This window comes from Changchengzhania lutea (assembly GCF_006974145.1).
Classification (GTDB): domain Bacteria; phylum Bacteroidota; class Bacteroidia; order Flavobacteriales; family Flavobacteriaceae; genus Changchengzhania; species Changchengzhania lutea.
The window spans coordinates 3510815-3528405 of record NZ_CP039456.1 but is presented as its reverse complement, the minus strand read 5'-3'; the positions used below and the strand labels follow the sequence as shown (position 1 = coordinate 3528405).

Sequence of the window (17591 nt, the reverse complement as noted above, 5' to 3'; positions counted from 1 at the left end):
TTGGAAGATGATGCCAATCTTGTTGTGAGATATGTTAAATGTGTATCATAATTATCATCTAAGAGAAAGAAAAATGTTGTGAATTTGTATTGTGGTTAATACAAAATTTAATTAATTTTTAATAAATACATGAGCCAAATTAAAACAGCTTCTGCTGTGTCCTATTTAACTATTATTACCAATGTTATTATTGGTATTGGTTTAACGCCTTTAATTCTCGATAGTTTAGGAAAATCTGAGTATGGGTTATATATGTTGGTCGGATCATTTATTGGGTATTTAGCCTTATTAGACTTTGGTTTAACGCCAACTACAGTAAGGTTCGTTTCTAAATATAGACATGAGAAAAATAAAGATAAAGAAGAATCCTTTATTGCAACTAATTTAGGTATTTATGCTGGTATAGCGCTTGTTGTTGCTTTGATTGGCCTTATTCTTTATACTACAATAGATTACTTTTTTGCTAATCTCTCAGCCGATGAGTTGGTTTTATTTAAAGTGATGTACTTACTGATGCTATTAAATTTAATCTGGGTAATGATACGAGGTGCCCTAGTAGGAATTATAATGGCATACGAGCAATTTAATTTTTCAAAAATTTTAAATTATTTTAGAATTATTTTAAGAGCAATAACTATTATCATATTACTAAAATCTGGAGGAAAAGCGCTAGGAATTGTCATAATTGATACTGTATTAAACTTAATAATTTTATTAACGTACTATGGGTTTATCCGTTATAAACTTCCTGTAAGATTTATTTTTTCAAAGTTTAACAAAAAGTATATCAATAAAATTTTTTCGTATTCTATTTGGATATTTTTAGGTGTTCTAATGGACCAACTTTACTGGAGGTCTGGACAAACAATATTGGGGATTAAATCTACCACGGAAGAAATTGCAGTGTATGCTATAGGTATGCTTTTTATAAGTTATTATATGACCATGTCTTCTGCCATATCTGGATTGTTTTTGCCAAAGGCAACTAAAATGTTTGTAAATAAGGCGTCTAAAGTTGAACTGAACAATTTGATGGTAAAAGTTGGCAGGATTCAATGGTTTGTCATTTCAAATATGTTATTTGGATTTATGTTTTTTGGCAAACAATTTATCCAATTGTGGATTGGTGATGGTTATGAAGATTCATGGCTTATAGCAATTATGATTATGTTAACATTGACAATACCTTCGTTACAAAATGTCGGAAATACTATTTTAGAAGCCTATAATTTGCATGTGCGTAAAATTCAGGTAAATACAGCTTTAGCTGTTGTTAGTGTTGTTGTAGCAGTGTATCTGGTTGATATTTATGATAGTATTGGTATTGCAATTGCAATTGCATTTTCAGTCTTATTAGGGCAAGTGGTATATAATAACTATTATTTCAAAAAGCATATCGGATTAAATTTAAAGACTTATGCTTTATCCATGTTTAAAGGAAACATAATTTCTATACCACTAATAATTTTTTCTGCTTACTTACTTAACTTAATTTCATTTGATTCTGGGAGTTGGTATAATCTGGCTTTTAAGGTCTTAATTTTTATTATTATGTCGGTAATTCTTATTTATTTCGTTGCCATGAATAGCTACGAAAAAGGATTAGTAAATTCAATAATATTAAAAGTTTTAAAAGTTTTAAAAATTAAAAGATAGAAGTTTCATATATGAAAAATATAACTTTTTTGATAAACACTTTATCTGCAGCAGGTGGCACGCAAAGGGTATTAACCTCGTTAGTGAATCTTCTTGTAAAAAAATATAATATTACTATTATAGTACTTGATGATAAAGAGCCTTTTTTTGAGATAAATTCAGAAATTGAAATTAAAACAATTTTAACCAAAAAATTAATAAAAACTTTTTGGCTTATAGATTTTAATAAACGAATATATCAAGAACTTAAAAATAATTCATGTGATTATTATATTAGTTTAGATTCTAATTCTGTGTTGCTGCAAAGTCTTTTTATACCTAGAAAAACTAAATTAATTGTTTGGGAACATTTTTCGCTTTCAAAAAATTTCAATAAGATTTTATTCAGGTTATCTAGATTTTATGCATCCATAAGGACTTATAAATTTGTTTTATTGTCCGAGCAAGAAGTAATAGACTGGAGCAATCTATATAGCATTCCATCAAGAAAATTAACCTTAATTTACAACCCCATTACAATTGATGAAGAATTAAATTTTTTGGATGTAGATTTGTACGATAATAAAAAAGTTCTTGCTATAGGAAATAATATTCATGTTAAGGGATTTGATTATTTAATTCACGCTTGGAGTTTATTGGATAAAAATGATTGGACTTTAGAGATTGTTGGATTATCTGAAAAAGAGCAAATAAAACTCAATAAGATTATTGATAACTATGACATTAAAAATGACATTATTATTAATGGTAGAATTTCTAATATTAAAGAAAAATATTTAAAATCTTCTATTTATTGTTTATGTTCTCGAATGGAGGCCACACCTCTAGTTTTAATTGAAAGCCAGTATATTGGATTACCTGCTATTGTTTTTGATAATTGTGAGGGGCCTTTAGAATTACTAGATAATTCTGGCTTAATAGTTGAGTTTGATGATGTAAGTAAATATTCAGTAGCTTTAAAAAAATTAATAGATTCAAAATCGTTGTATGAAGAACTGTCCAAAAATGCCAAAAAAAATTCAATAAAATTCAATAGTAACACTTTTTACAAAAAATGGTGCGAGGTATTATCCTAATTTCTAAGTTTAATTGTTTTAAAAAATAAGTTGAACGAAAGAGTTTTTAATTAGGGTTTGCTGATTTATTCAAGAGAGTTTTAATTTAAGAGGTTGATATTTTCGATAAAAAATGGATTTGGGTACAGCAATGCGATAAAAACACCTCTCTGCTATGGAGATAAACAAGGAGGATACCCAATTTTTAAATAAGGCACAAAAAATAACATATATATCTGCTATTTTTTGAAGAGTTATTAGGTTCATTATAAAAAAGACAGCCCCAATCCAACTCTCTGAGGTATCTCTTCTTTTTGCTTTTATGTCGCCAAGTCCATAGGCATTTTTTGCTTGTCCAAACTTGCCTTCTATAAGGTTTCGTTGGTTGCGCTCTTTCTTTAGTTTTCTTTTTTGATAGGCATTGAGCTGTTGTTTTGGTGGGCGTCCCATAGGCTTTCCAACAATACGGATGCTTTTTTCTTTGAGCCATTTTCTGGGGTCAGGTCAGGGCAAAAGCATTTAAATTTTTTTGATAGTTTCAAATTTTAGTTATCTTTATAGAGCATTTAAATCTTGCTAGCAATTGCTGTAGCAGGTATAAAAAAAATGTCAGACTTACCAGATCATAAATTTAACACTACTTTTCTTTCTAAATATTTTTCTAATCTTCAAGACCTACGCAGAACGGACAAAGGCAATTTGAGGCACCACTTATCAGATATATTATTATTAACACTTTCAGCCGTACTTAGCCGCTGTCAAGAATGGGATGAGATCCTTCTATTTGGAGACCAGGAGCTTGATTGGTTAAAAAAGCATGGGAACTTTGAGAACGGGATTCCCTCCAAGGATACTTTACGGCGGTTTTTTGCGGCATTGGACCCTGAAAGTTTTCAATCCTGTTTTGTGTAATGGATAAGCACCTTTCGCAATGAAGCCTTGTTGGAAGTTGTAAGTATAGACGGCAAGACCATAAGGGGCGCATCAACAAAGAGTGATTTGACCTCTGTTTCCCCTCATATTATAACCGCTTTGGCAAGTGAACAGGGTTTATGCTTAGGCCAGATAAAGACCGATGATAAATCTAATGGGATTACGGCAATTCCAGAACTGCTGAACACTATTTCCATAGAAAACCGTACCATAACCATAGATGCCATGGGCTGTCAAACAGAAATCGTAGAAACGGCACGAAGCAACCGGGCAAATTATATGATAGCCGTAAAAGGGAACCAAGGACAATTGTACCAAGCCATTAAAGACACCGTTTTATTAGAGAAACCAGCAGGTACTCACATCCAGGATGATTGTGGGCATGACCGTGTAGAAAAACGAACCTGTTATGTCTATACTGATTTAAGCCATTTAGAAGATGGGCAACGTTGGAAAGATTTAAAAACGTTCATTGCCATACAGAAAGAGGTTTTTTATAAGGCCACTCAAAAAACAACATATGAAACCCGTTATTATATATCAAACCTCCATATCAGCGCATCACAGACCAACACAATGATAAGGCAGCACTGGGCTATAGAAAATAAGCTCCATTGGGTACTCGATGTAGTCTTTGAAGAAGATTATGCTAGAAAAAGAACTGGGAATTCTGCCGAGAACTTTAATCTTATTCTGAAAATGGCACTATTGTTAGTCAATAAAGAAAAAACCTTTAAGAAAAGTAAAAACAACAAAAGACTCAAAGCCTTGCTTGATAGAGAGTACCGAGAAAAATTAATGTTTTTTTAAATGCTTTTGCCCTGACCGGCACTCCACAAAAGTAATTAACAGATTTTAGAACATTTAAAAACATTGAGATTAAATGCCATATGTTAAAATCCGATGATTATATAACCAATATAAATAAGGTTAAAAAAATTACTATCTCAAAGTGATTTCAGACAAGTAATTTATAAAAATGTTGTAGAGGTCAGTAGTTAGTTACTTATTAATTTTGTTTGATATATTTTATCGCTATCCACCATTTTTGTTATTAAGTTATTGAATATTGTGTCCTTACTTTGCGAGCGATTTATTCTAAAACAAAATTCGTTGAAATATCGATTTAGATTTGCATCACTTACCCAAGAATAAGTTGTTCTTATCCAAGATTTAACTTGATGTATCATTGTATGCAATGCTTTAAAACTCATTCCTTTATTACTTTCGATTTGTGTAATATTATAAGCTTTTGAAATAGGTCTATAACCTCTCCATTTGTCTGTAGTTACATCTGCATCTCTGCTAATATGATTAATAAAAATGTATTGAAGTGATTGTGCTGAAAAATCATCTGTTTTCATAGCATACATTCTCTTAACTTTGCCATCATCCGTTAATTGAACCGCCGTTACCGCTTTCTTTTTCTTAGCATCGTAACTCCTACCAGCCTTTTTTTCTTCTCTACCGCCTAAAACAAATTCATCAACATGAACGATGCCATCCATGGGATCATTTCCACTAGAAGCCATGGCTTCTCTAATTTTCAGCATAAACAAACGGGCTGTCTTTTCGGTAATCCCAAAACGAACTGCCATATAACTTGCGGATAAACTCTTGGTCGTTGTTGACATTTCAAAACAAACAAAAAAGGCTTTGCGCAAACCAAATTTAACTTTATGGAATAACGTGTTTGCTGTAGCAGGTTCTTTATGATTACAAACATTACATTATCTTGAAAAATCAGCCTTTCTTTGATAAGCAGTATGGTTACATTTTAAGCATTTATAAGTGGTTTTATCTTTTAATTCTGACAAATATTCCTTACAATCAAGGTCGGATTTGAACCGATCAGAGAACTCTAGAAGATTTTGACCTTTAAATATGTTCATATTTTAGTATATTTATTAAGTCTAAAAATAAGTATTTATATACTGACCTCTAAAATGTTGATTATAAATGTTTTATAACCAATGGCTTTTCGGTAAAAATTGAGAAAGAGAAAATTCAGTTTACCATATACCTAAACATCTTTAGTCAGGTTGGTCTTTTTACAGATTTTTTGTTCGGGTCAACTCTGTTTTTTAACGGCAACCAGAAAAAAATAAAAGAATCATTATTCGAATATGATTTATTTAAAACAGGAATTTTCTAAAGATAATATTATGGTACAAAAAACGATAAGGGAATGGAACAACAATCAATATTCGGCAACAGAAGTTGCTGAATTGATTAAGGAACTAGATGACAGAACAAAATCTTCACAAGCGGGTTATAACTCTATTGATGAGCTGGCAAGCAAAGTAAAGGTCGTCGAGCAAGGCGGAAGCGGTGTGAACGTCGATAGTGCTTACGAGGTAGCTGTTGCCAATCCAAATATTCATATTGTTAATGATGTGAGCGACATAACAGGAGACCAAAGTGCGAATGCTGGTAAAATATGGGAACTGCAAGCCGATATTGATTGTGCAGGTGCGGTCATAGACCTTTCCGCTTACAACATCACACTAAAGGACGGGGGTGGCAAATTAACAAATTTCACCTCGATAAACTTAGGTGATTTCAGTACAGATGGAAATCCTAATGCCGTGTACTTTGACCAATCTGGCACTATAACTGGAGAGTCCCTGGACAAAATTGTGCACCTAGAGTGGTTCGGTCTCAATAAAAATGCACATTTATTATCTGGTGCAACTATAAATGGTGCGCTCCCAGACCATATTGCCATACAGAATTCAATGGCAGTTTTGCCAGTAGATGGTGCGACGTGGGCTTTTCCGCATAATGCAAAAATGATGCAGGGCGACGGAACAAATCCAGATTATACTTATAACGATACTCCTTATACGGGTAATGGTAATGTTAGACCAGATCTTGGTCAACCATCATCTATAGGGGTTCTACAAGGTTTTGAGTTTTTCGGATATACCAATTTAACAATACTGGGAAACGGCTCTACTATTATTGCAAATCCAAATCAAACTAACATAACATCTAATAAAGGATTCGACTTTAGAGATTGTGATAATCTTTCTATCTATAATTTAAAATACGATGGAAACGTACTTTACCGTGACCCTTATCTAATAGATTATAATCCTTATCATATTCAACATGGGTTTGGTATTTATTCTTCTGATAATTTTATCTTAGAAAATATTGAATCCAATAACTGTGTTATGGACGGATTTTATATTGGCAAGAGAAGTGGTGGTAAAGTAGGACAAGGTGGTGTTATGAGAGATTGTAAAGCCCTGTACAACTATAGACAAGGTATGAGCGTTGTAAGTTATGATTTTTGTAAAGTCTATAATAGTCATTTTTCTTTTACAGGTCGTACAATATCATTGGTAGACGGTAGAATATTAGGAACATCTCCTTATGCAGGTGTCGATATGGAAGGGCGGCATCAAGATTCTTGGTTATTTGAGGGATGTACTATAGAAGGTAATAGAGGTGCAGGATTAGCACCGCATTGGGGCACGTTTAACTCAACAGTTAGAAATACGACTTTTATTGATGATAGTTTGTTTGAGCCTCAAGATGTTGACCCCGAAGTAAACGGTAACAATAGTTATTTAAACAACACCTTCATTAATTCTACAGTTGATTTAAATGCGGGAGGATCAACTTTTAGTGGTAATATATTTAAAATCAATAATGAAATTATAGCTTATAATGTAGATGGTAGTGTAGGAGTAATTTCTTCTCCTATTATATTAAAGATGCAAGACGTTAGAAATTACTATGCAGCAGGAACAGTAAGAAAAAGTATTGTTAGCAATAACTTTATCTATGTTGATGCCATGAGCGCAAACTTTTTAGATGAAGCAGACCCTGCTTTTACTGGAGTTTCAATGGCAAGGATTTTAATTGATTTGGAAGATGTCGTTTTTGAAGATAATGAGATCATTAATCAAATATCTATTAACGACGTTGGAGGTGATGGTAGTGCCACAATTATTAATTTAACAGGTAAAGGTTCTAGAATAAATAACAACAGATGGCTTATTCAACCAGATGTAAGAACAAAATATCCTAACAATATAGGACGCATGTCTTTTGGCTACTACCCTTCTTCGTTTGATAAAAATGAAATTAATATTAACTATGGTTCAATTAGCACTTTTGATATTCAATCGAATATGCCGAAACCTGATATAAGAGGCTCTATTGTACGTTTTAGTAGTTTGGGTGGTACAATTGATGGCGATGAAGCTTTTAAAATTCATGTTCCAAATGTAAACGGATTGGTAAAGATATCTGTACCAAACTCAACTAGTCAAGGATCTGGGTTTGCCGAGACTTGGTTAGATACATCCAATCCTTCTTACAGGAACAGCCCTATAGCAATTGGCGCAAGTGAATCTGGGTGGTATTTTAGCGACCCAAAGTTGAGTACAAATCCCAAGTCTGGCAATGCTAGTTTTATGATAGCTGCCAGACATGACACTTCTGGAAATTCAAATCTTGAAACCAGTATAGTGGTAGAATGGTTTGGACAGAATGGAGATACTTTTTCTGAAGAACAATTCTTTATCGAACGAGCGGATTTTGCTCAAACAGCATCTGATGCAACATTTACTGGCACAGAAACAGATTGGACGGTTACAGGAATTCCAGCAGCAGGGTATCAACTATTGGTAAACAATAGTTTACAGGTGTTGACAACAGACTATACTCTCACAGGCAGTACATTCTCTTTTGTGACACCTCCAGGAGCAAATGATGTCGTTATGTACATACCAACTGATGAACAATTCAGAAAAGTTTACACAGGCGGTAAATCTGGTACAACGGCTCAAAGGCCAACAACAGGCGGTTTAGATAATTATACTGAAATTAAATTTGGTGCTGTTTATGATAATAATGAAACAAGTCAAAAACAATACTATAACGGAACAAGCTGGATAGCTTATTGATTTTAAGTAATCAATTTAAAAATCCGCAAGAATTAATAATATGATAATATACAGGGGGTATATACGAATTCTTATCATTAGAAATTGATAACAACACACAGCTCAAACAAGAATTACAGGGAGAGGATGTTATACAATCTAATTTCACACTAGAGCATTATTATGAATTTAAGATAGGTGATTATATTAATTGGAGAGGGAAAAAATATACCATTTTTAAACAACCTTCGGTCAAGAAAATCCAGACCAACCAAATTCAATATAACCTTGAGTTGGTAGCGATATCTATAGATTATTAAACGCCATCTATTTATTGGATAGCCAAGGAGAGTTCTTTTTGTTAGGTGATTTATAGAAATTTGCCAATCTGCTTGTGGTAAATCTTAATAGGCTTGCAGGGGGATCTTTTTACCACTTAGGAACCGTGCCCGCAACGGATGTTAAAAACATAAACTTTTCTAATTCCAGTTGCTTGTTGGTGTTGCAGCAGATATCAAGTGAATTCGGTAAAGAGTTTCAGTTCTCAACCGATGGAACTACAATTGATTTTGTGGACAAAATTGAAGTAGACACAGGCCTTATGTTTGAATTCAAACAAGGCTTAAGAAATATAGAGCGCCAAAAAATATCAGACAAAAGTTTGGTGACACGGCTGTATATGCTTTTGGGGGAGAGCGAAACATTACAAATGATTATGGCAGTAAAAGATTGAAGATCATTGAACAGAACACTGGTTTGTTTGGGATCATTGAAGGTGTAGACCTTCGATGATATTTATCCACATAGAGAGGGCACAATTACGTCGTTAGGTTCTGATGAATTTATATTTATTCTGGTATTGATTTTAATGTAAACGATCAACTGATGCCAGGGGTAAAAGCAAAGGTCACTCAATACCGGGGATCTAGCGGGGTATGATTTTGAATAATAGTGTTTTAAAACAGTTCGAGATTATATCCTATGAAGATGAGAACGGATTGGTACTGCCAAACGCAACGCTTAAACCCGAAATTGGAGATAAATATGTGCTGCACGATATTATTATGCCTCAAATTTACATAGATAATACAGAGGCTGAATTACTCGTCAAAGCGACAGAATATATTAATTTAAACAGTAAACCTAATGTTATTTATTCCATATTGCCGCACCACCCATATTTAAGAGAAAATCTTATTCAATTAAACGTAGGGGATTTGGTGACCGTGAAGGATGATGATTTTGAAATTGAATATCAAACGAGGATATTAAATATTACCCAAAGTCTGTCAAATCCTTATATATATTCGATTAAGGTGGGCGATAAATTAACAGTGAATTATATTACAAAAGTTTTAGGAGGCCTAGGCGAATTAGATGATAATATAACTGTTGAAAGGTATGATAGGACGGTTCATTATAACAGGATTCGTAGGAATTTAAGAAACATAGACGAGCTCCGGGATTCTGTATTTGACCCTGATGGGTATTTTATTTCAATTGATTATTCTTTTTCAAACTTTTATAATCCTTTTCAATACCTTGTTCCTTGACATAATTTGCTGTCAATTTTTCAGTCCCATGTTGACCAACCGTATTTACAAAATAACCTTTACCCCAAAATTCTCCTCCCCACAATTGCTTTTTTACTTCTGGACAACGCTTGAAAACTTCTCTTGCTACAATACTTTTTATCATAGTAACTATTTTTGTGATACTATAAGAAGGAACACTTTGAATTAAAAAATGAACGTGGTTTTTATCTGTTCCTATTCCTGAAAAATTAACTTTATAACGCTTTTCAATATCATCACAAATTTCAACTATAACTTTATCGACTGAATCTGTTATAACTACCCTACGATATTTTGCAATACTTACAAAATGATACAGTAAAACTGTAACATTATGACTTTTATGGATATATTTACTATTCTGTGACATCGAGTCACAAAATAGTAATAATTAACGAGGCAAGCCTCGAGGTATTAAACCTGAGAGCGAATAAATGTTATACCGAATCTCTAGCTCTGAACATATCAAAAGCATACTAGAATTAACCTGTTCCGTCAAAACTGAACGCCTATACTTTATTGGGCATACTAAATGATAAAATAGTAAACTTTTATTATGACGCTTATGAATATGATCGCTCATAAATCCAATATACACTTTTTTAAAGTGTTTTAAAAAACTCTCCGTTTTTCAAACTTTTGAGCTAAACCCCCGTAAGCTACGAGGAATTCTTTAGATTAAAATCTGAAATGTTATTTTTCCTATTTACACACTTTATGGGATAGTCCTAATTAATTATTACTCAGAGAAAAAATTTTCAGATTCTTAATAATTTTATCAATAGTATTTTTATTTTGTTCATTAATTATTATTGCTCAGTTCAACTACACAATTTTCAATCTTAATAGCACTAAATTTACTGTTTTTAACTGTTATGTTTTTTGAATTAGTGAATCTGATCTTTCCAACACCATTTTCACCAATAAAATCTACATTGTCAATAAGAATCGTCCCATTGCTTGTTAGGTTATTGTTTGTAAATTGTAGCGAATTACCTTGTACATTGATTTTTTCGTTCTGGATTATTGAATCATATATTAAATTTTCAGATGAAAATGTATAATAACCATATGATTTTTCCACATTACTTGAAATACTATTATTGTCAAACACAAGGTCTTTAGAGTCTATTAAGATAACACCTCTTTGACAATTAGTCATTACATTGTTTTTAAATTGATGGCCCTGGCCTCCTGCTACAATGGCAAATTGATATCCAGTAAATGTGTTATTATTTACTTCAAAATCTTTAATTCTGTGTGTTCCATTTGCCCAATAACGAGGTTCTAATTTTATCGCTGCTGAACCAGACATTAAACCTTCCGGTCTTTCAAATCGATTGTTATATATTTTATTATTATAGCTATATGCTGCACTGATACCTCTATTGCTTCTAAATGTATTTTCATAAACAAAAGCATTTTCACCATTATATAGGGCAACATCAACAGCGTAATTTTGTTCAAAAACATTGTGGCGTATATGTATATTTTCCGTTTTCTCCCAATCCCATACAGAATTGTTGTCCGAAGGGTTCCCTTTAAAAGCCTCAATATCTATTCCTGCTCTTGGAGACGTGCCATTCGAACTAACTACAGAGCTATTATCACCACTACCCGAATTTTTAATGGTATTATATTCAATATATATATCTGTACCATCAACCATACTAATATTGTTTCTACGATTGTCATTTATTAAACAATTTTTCAAAGTAACATTCTTTGACTCTCTTCCATGTGGTTTTAATGAACCATCATTGTTTCTATGTTCTAATCCTGCTATATGAATTCCATCACCAGCTCCTTCATGCATCTCTACACCATCAATAATACCATCGTGAACACCTCTAATCATCATGACATGACCCCAACCGTGTCTACTTGTTATTGTTTTATAATCATGGGTATATCTATCGCCCCATAGCTTTCCGCCCGAAATGATTACATTTTCGGTTCCTCTACTACTAAGCAATGCTGATCTTTCAATATGAGTTGGTTGCACTCTTAAGTTACAACCCTTTCCCATTTTGAAATGAAAATTCGATGGGATAAGTATTGTGTTTTCTTCTCTATGCTTATTTCCTGGGGAGGATACTTCAAAATAAGCATCCATCTCATCAATTTCAAATACAGTTACACCGTTTTCTTTCGCTAATGTAATTACTCTATTAAGAATGATTCTATTTTCTAATGCCACCGCATCAGATACTTTACCCTCAACAATCCCCCAACGTTTAGGGTCAAACTTAAAAACATGATCTTGTAAACCGCCAGAGTTTTTTATTTCTAAAAATAAATCATCAATTTCATTTATTGCGTCGGCAAATAAGCTATAACTTGGTAATATTAGCATAGCGATTAATATTACAATGATGTTTCTTTTTTTAAGCATTTTCTTGTTTTTTTGAGAGTTAAATCTTTAAATAAATTTAAAGTTTTGAACTAAAATATAAGATTTCTATTTATATACGATAAAATTCAAATTTTAGCCTTTTGATATAAATTGTAATTATTATATTAAATAAAAATTAAGTGTAACTATTCTATAATTATTTTTTTAGTAGATTTCCCTTGTGTGGTTTCAATTTCTACTAAATAAATACCACCACTAAGTCCATTTACGTCTATTCTATTTGTAGTAGCCGAAAGGACTCGCTGGCCATAGGCATTATAAATATAAACCTGGTTTATTTTAAATCCTTTTGCTAAATATATATTCAAAACGTCTTTTACTGGGTTTGGATATAATCTGAAATTATTTATTTCTGATTGTTCTATACTTAAAGAGTTATTATAGTTTGCTTTTTTAGAGTTAGAAGATTTTGCTATTACAGATGTACCACAATCAGTACTGTAACTTGAAGATGCATCTTTATTGGACCAGTTCGAGTTACTATAGGCCACATCATCAACCTCTATACATGCTAAACCTGGATTATTTGTCGCGTTAAAGGCCGTAAAATTTGTATTGTTGCCATTTTTAACATCCAAACTGAGCAAGTTGTTGTAATTACAGAATAGCCTTATCAAAAGTAGATTGTTACTTACATCCAAACTGCTAAGGCTGTTAGAGGCAGTGTTTAAATAGAACAAGGATATATTGTTGCCCAGATCCAAACTGCCCAGATTGTTTCTCGAGCAATTTAACCATGCCAATGATGTATTGCCGCCCAGATCCAAATTGGTCAAGTTGTTCTTTCTACAATCTAAAGTTGTCAAAGCTGAAAAAGATGCTATACCTGTTAAATCCTCAATACTTCTATCAGAAACATCTAAGACCGTAACACCACTGATATTGCCTGTAGGTACATAATCGTCCAATACATCATCATAACCCAATGCTATTAGAGCCTTCTCAAAATTATTGTCAGGAACATAGGTAAGCTCTTCAGATCCACCAGCATCTCCACCACCACAATCAGTACTGTAACTTGAAGCAGCATCTTTATTGGACCAGTTCGAGTTACTATAGGCCACATCATCAACCTCTATACATGCTAAATCCGGATTGTTTGTCGCATTAAAGGCCGTAAAATTTGTGTTGTTGCCATTTTTAACATCCAAACTGAGCAAGTTGTTGTAATTACAGAATAGCCTTATCAAGAGTAGATTGTTACTTACATCCAAACTGCTAAGGCTGTTAGAGGCAGTGTTTAAATAGAACAAGGATATATTGTTGCCCAGATCCAAGCTGCCCAGATTGTTTCTCGAGCAATTTAACCATGCCAATGATGTATTGCCGCCCAGATCCAAATTGGTCAAGTTGTTCTTTCTACAATCTAAAGTTGTCAAAGCTGAAAAAGATGCTATACCTGTTAAATCCTCAATACTTCTATCAGAAACATCTAAGACCGTAACACCACTGATATTGCCTGTAGGTACATAATCGTCCAATACATCATCATAACCCAATGCTATTAGAGCCTTCTCAAAATTATTGTCAGGAACATAGGTAAGCTCTTCAGATCCACCACCATCTCCACCACCACAATCAGTACTGTAACTTGAAGCAGCATCTTTATTGGACCAGTTCGAGTTACTATAGGCCACATCATCAACCTCTATACATGCTAAATCCGGATTGTTTGTCGCATTAAAGGCCGTAAAATTTGTGTTGTTGCCATTTTTAACATCCAAACTGAGCAAGTTGTTGTAATTACAGAATAGCCTTATCAAGAGTAGATTGTTACTTACATCCAAACTGCTAAGGCTGTTAGAGGCAGTGTTTAAATAGAACAAGGATATATTGTTGCCCAGATCCAAGCTGCCCAAATTGTTTCCCGCACAATTTAGCCATGCCAATGATGTATTGCCACTCAGATCCAAATTGGTCAAGTTGTTCTTTCCACAATCTAAAGTTGTCAAATCTGAAAAAGATGCTATACCTGTTAAATCCTCTATACCTCTATCAGAAACGTCTAGAACCGTAACACCACTGATATTGTTTGTAGGTACATAATCGTCTAAAACATCATCATGACCCAATGCTATTAGGGCCTTCTCAAAATTATTGTCAGGGACATAGGTAAGTTCTGTAGATACACCAGCATCTCCGCCATCGCAATAATTTGAGGTCGAATCTTTATTAAGCCAATTTGTGCGACTGTAAGTTGCATTATCAACCTCTATACAGGTTAATCTAGAATTGTTGCTTGCATCAAAATATATAAAATTTGTGTTATTACCATTTTTAACATCCAAACTAACTAGGTTGTTGTAATCACAGTATAATCCAGTTAAGGCTTTATTGGTCCGAAGGTCTAACACATCTAGTTTATTAAAACCACAATCTAAATATGTGAGGGCGGTATTGTTGCTTAAATCCAAACTTCTAATACTATTAGCGCCACAATGCAACTCTTTTAATAAAATATTGTTGCTTAGGTCTAAATTGTTTAGGTTATTAAAAGTGCAGTTTAAAAATAGTAACCCAGTAAAAGATTCTATACCTGTTAAATCAGAAATATCCTTAAATCTAATATCTAAGTCAGTAATAGTAATAATATTATTTTTTGCTACATAATTATCCAAAATATTGTCATAACCTAAGTCGATAAGCGCCTGCTCGAAATTGTCATCTGGGATATATGTAGTTTGTTGAGCTGTAAGTTTGTTACTTATAAAAAATATGCCTAGGGATAATAGGAAGTAAATAGTTTTCATAAAGGGATTTTTTTATTTTTTTGAGAGATAAAAATTTCGATAAATTTAAATTTTTAAAGTTTCCTATTGGATTTCAAGGTATATACGAGGCAATGTAAAGTTTAGACGTTTAAAAATTAGAGATGCAAATATACTTTAGATTAGCTCGTTTATAAACAATTGTTAATAACTAATAGTAAATCAAGTAATTATGTTTAAAAAAACACATTTTTTGAAGGTGGATTCTTATGATTTATTTCTAACTTTAACATTTAATACTATTATATTTTTTTAAATATTGATACAGTGAAGTTCTAAGAAAAGGCACGAAATTGTTATCGCTAGAATAAGTGATTTTTATATATTAAATTAATAAAAAAAGCCGTTAGGAATTGCTGTTCCTAACGGCTTTTTTTATTTAATAATTATTTATCAATTATTATTAATTAGTATTGGCTCACAATCAACGATTTTTATCTCGTCAAAAGCACTGTTTTTGATAGTAACATTTTGAGCAGCATTCAAAGAAATTCCTCCATTGAAGGTTACATTATCGATTGTGATATCTCCAGTTTCATCATTATTATTATTATAAAAATATAGTCCACGGTTTTCTACATTAGTTTCTCCATTTTTAATTAAGCAATTTTTTATAGATAATTCTGTTGAAAATGTATAATAACCATATGACCTGTCCACGTTACTTGTAATTTTATTATTATCAAATTCAAGATCTTCAGAAACAATTAATATAATACCTCTTTGGCAATTAGTCATTATATTGTTTTTAAATTCATGACCTTGACCTCCTGCTACAATTGCAAATTGATATCCGGTAAACGTGTTATTGTTTACTTCAAAATCCTTAATTCTATGGGTTCCATTCCCCCAATAACGTGGTTCTAATTTTATTGCTGCTGAACCAGACATTAAGCCTTCTGGTCTTTCAAAACGATTGTTATAAATTTTATTATTATAACTATATGCTGCACTAATCCCTCTGTTACTTCTAAATGTATTTTCATAAACATATGCTTTTTCACCATTGTAAAGTGCGACATCAACAGCATAATTTTCTTCAAAAACATTATGTCTAATATGTATATTTTCTGTTTTCTCCCAATCATAGACAGAATTGTTGTCTGGGGCATTATTTTTAAACGCCTCAATATCTATTCCTGCTCTCGGAGATGTCCCATTTGAACTAACTTCAGAACTATCATCTCCACTACCTGAATTTTTAATGGTATTATATTCAATATAAATATCTGTACCATCAACCATACTGATATTGTTTCTACGATTATCGTTGATTAAACAATTTTTTAAAGTAACGTTCTTTGACTCTCTTCCATGGGATTTTAATGAACCATCGTTATTTCTATGCTCTAATCCTGCAATTTGAATTCCATCACCAGCTCCTTCATGCATCTCTACACCATCTATAATACCATTGTGAACACCTCTAATCATCATTACATGACCCCAGCCGTGCCTACTAGTTATCGTTTTATAATCATGGGTATAACGATCGCCCCATAACTTACCACCCGAAATGATTACATTTTCAGTTCCTCTACTACTTAGTAATGCTGACCTTTCTATATGGGTTGGTTGCACTCTTAAGTTACAATCCTTTCCCATTTTGAAATGAAAATTCGATGGGATAAGAATTGTGTTTTCTTCTTGATGCTTATTACCCGGAGAGGATACTTCAAAATAAGCATCTATTTTATCTATTTCAAAGGTGGTTATACCCATGCTTTGGGCTTGGGCAATAATTATATTTAAAATCTCTTTATTATTTAACGCGACTGCATCAGAAACAACACCTTCCACAATACCCCAACGTTGAGGGTCAAACTGAAATGCGGTATCTTTCATTTGCGGGGATGAACCTCCAATAGTTAAGGTACTATTTAAAATATTACCATCAATTGTAGACCCCTCTGAGAAGTTCAAGGTACCATTAATAATATCGCCGCCTTCATACTCGATAGTCACATTTGGAGGCAAATTAATGGTTTCTCCGTTTAAGTCTAATGTGCAATTAATAATTATAGTTGAGTTTGCTTGAATTTCATTCAAAGTAAAATCACAAGGCAATGTGTAATCAGTTTCTGCTGTTTCTTCAACATCCTCATTAGTTTCTTCTTCGTTGTTTTCCTCTTCTGTAATAATTTCTGCTAATGCGTCTTCTGTAAACAATTCTTCTTTATTGCAAGACAATAAACTAAATAAGACAAAACATGTTAATAAAAATGGTTTAATTGTAGATTTCATAATTTTAATAATTTTAATAATTTTTTAGATAAGGGGCTATTAAT

Annotated in this window: 11 protein-coding genes and 2 pseudogenes; 7 read left to right on the top strand and 6 right to left on the bottom strand. The window is 32.6% G+C overall.

Features of this window, described 5'->3' with window-relative positions; all coding sequences use genetic code 11:
- Positions 1–129 precede the first annotated feature (129 nt).
- Both FAF07_RS15860 and FAF07_RS15855 read left to right on the top strand, forming a co-directional pair.
- Positions 130–1656 carry an oligosaccharide flippase family protein gene (locus tag FAF07_RS15860; protein ID WP_142786029.1) on the top strand — a complete coding sequence of 509 codons (1527 nt, stop codon included), beginning with the start codon at positions 130–132 and terminating at the stop codon, positions 1654–1656.
- A gap of 11 nt (positions 1657–1667) precedes the next feature.
- Positions 1668–2732: a glycosyltransferase gene (locus tag FAF07_RS15855; protein ID WP_142786028.1), complete on the top strand. Its 1065-nt coding sequence runs from the start codon at positions 1668–1670 to the stop codon at positions 2730–2732.
- A gap of 69 nt (positions 2733–2801) precedes the next feature.
- Here FAF07_RS15855 and FAF07_RS15850 read toward each other — a convergent pair.
- Positions 2802–3206 (bottom strand): annotated as a pseudogene (locus tag FAF07_RS15850) (transposase); the annotation flags it as partial.
- Positions 3207–3317: 111 nt separating this feature from the next.
- Between FAF07_RS15850 and FAF07_RS15845 the strand changes: the two are divergent.
- On the top strand, positions 3318–3623 hold the full coding sequence (locus tag FAF07_RS15845; protein ID WP_142786027.1) for a transposase family protein: 306 nt from the start codon (positions 3318–3320) through the stop codon (positions 3621–3623).
- 27 nt (positions 3624–3650) lie between these two features.
- Positions 3651–4454 (top strand): ISAs1 family transposase, encoded by an 804-nt coding sequence (locus tag FAF07_RS15840; RefSeq protein WP_185956464.1) that lies wholly within the window; start codon positions 3651–3653, stop codon positions 4452–4454.
- Between the two features lie 188 nt (positions 4455–4642).
- Here the strand turns inward: FAF07_RS15840 and FAF07_RS15835 are convergent.
- Positions 4643–5536 (bottom strand): annotated as a pseudogene (locus tag FAF07_RS15835) (IS1595 family transposase).
- A gap of 234 nt (positions 5537–5770) precedes the next feature.
- On the opposite strand from FAF07_RS15835, the gene FAF07_RS15830 reads away from it, so the two are divergent.
- The 3 genes from FAF07_RS15830 (at position 5771) to FAF07_RS15820 (ending at position 10098) form a co-directional block, all read left to right on the top strand.
- Positions 5771–8566 (top strand): hypothetical protein, encoded by a 2796-nt coding sequence (locus FAF07_RS15830; protein WP_142786025.1) that lies wholly within the window; start codon positions 5771–5773, stop codon positions 8564–8566.
- A gap of 373 nt (positions 8567–8939) precedes the next feature.
- Positions 8940–9278, top strand: coding sequence for a phage tail protein (locus FAF07_RS15825; protein ID WP_185956463.1), 339 nt, complete (start codon positions 8940–8942; stop codon positions 9276–9278).
- 208 nt (positions 9279–9486) lie between these two features.
- Positions 9487–10098: a phage tail spike protein gene (locus FAF07_RS15820; protein ID WP_185956462.1), complete on the top strand. Its 612-nt coding sequence runs from the start codon at positions 9487–9489 to the stop codon at positions 10096–10098.
- On the opposite strand, the gene tnpA is transcribed toward FAF07_RS15820, so the two are convergent.
- The 4 genes from tnpA to FAF07_RS15795 all read right to left on the bottom strand — a co-directional run bounded on the left by tnpA (position 10037) and on the right by FAF07_RS15795 (position 17547).
- Positions 10037–10489, bottom strand: a complete 453-nt coding sequence (tnpA, locus tag FAF07_RS15815; RefSeq protein WP_142786022.1) for an IS200/IS605 family transposase — start codon at positions 10487–10489, stop codon at positions 10037–10039. The genes FAF07_RS15820 and tnpA overlap by 62 nt on opposite strands.
- A 432-nt stretch (positions 10490–10921) precedes the next feature.
- On the bottom strand, positions 10922–12514 hold the full coding sequence (locus tag FAF07_RS18605) for a right-handed parallel beta-helix repeat-containing protein (RefSeq protein ID WP_185956461.1): 1593 nt from the start codon (positions 12512–12514) through the stop codon (positions 10922–10924).
- 146 nt (positions 12515–12660) lie between these two features.
- The gene (locus tag FAF07_RS15800) at positions 12661–15285 is read right to left on the bottom strand and encodes a T9SS type A sorting domain-containing protein (RefSeq protein WP_142786019.1); all 2625 of its coding nucleotides are present in this window, start codon (positions 15283–15285) and stop codon (positions 12661–12663) included.
- A gap of 411 nt (positions 15286–15696) precedes the next feature.
- The gene (locus FAF07_RS15795) at positions 15697–17547 is read right to left on the bottom strand and encodes a right-handed parallel beta-helix repeat-containing protein (protein ID WP_142786018.1); all 1851 of its coding nucleotides are present in this window, start codon (positions 17545–17547) and stop codon (positions 15697–15699) included.
- Positions 17548–17591 lie beyond the last annotated feature (44 nt).

Excerpts from the sequence above, each read along its gene's own strand:
- tnpA (WP_142786022.1), bottom strand. The coding sequence starts at position 10,489 with ATGTCACAGAATAGTAAATATATCCATAAAAGTCATAATGTTACAGTT.
- FAF07_RS15855 (WP_142786028.1), top strand. The coding sequence starts at position 1,668 with ATGAAAAATATAACTTTTTTGATAAACACTTTATCTGCAGCAGGTGGC.
- FAF07_RS15800 (WP_142786019.1), bottom strand. The coding sequence starts at position 15,285 with ATGAAAACTATTTACTTCCTATTATCCCTAGGCATATTTTTTATAAGT.
- FAF07_RS18605 (WP_185956461.1), bottom strand. The coding sequence starts at position 12,514 with ATGCTTAAAAAAAGAAACATCATTGTAATATTAATCGCTATGCTAATA.
- FAF07_RS15860 (WP_142786029.1), top strand. The coding sequence starts at position 130 with ATGAGCCAAATTAAAACAGCTTCTGCTGTGTCCTATTTAACTATTATT.
- FAF07_RS15845 (WP_142786027.1), top strand. The coding sequence starts at position 3,318 with ATGTCAGACTTACCAGATCATAAATTTAACACTACTTTTCTTTCTAAA.
- FAF07_RS15830 (WP_142786025.1), top strand. The coding sequence starts at position 5,771 with ATGATTTATTTAAAACAGGAATTTTCTAAAGATAATATTATGGTACAA.
- FAF07_RS15795 (WP_142786018.1), bottom strand. The coding sequence starts at position 17,547 with ATGAAATCTACAATTAAACCATTTTTATTAACATGTTTTGTCTTATTT.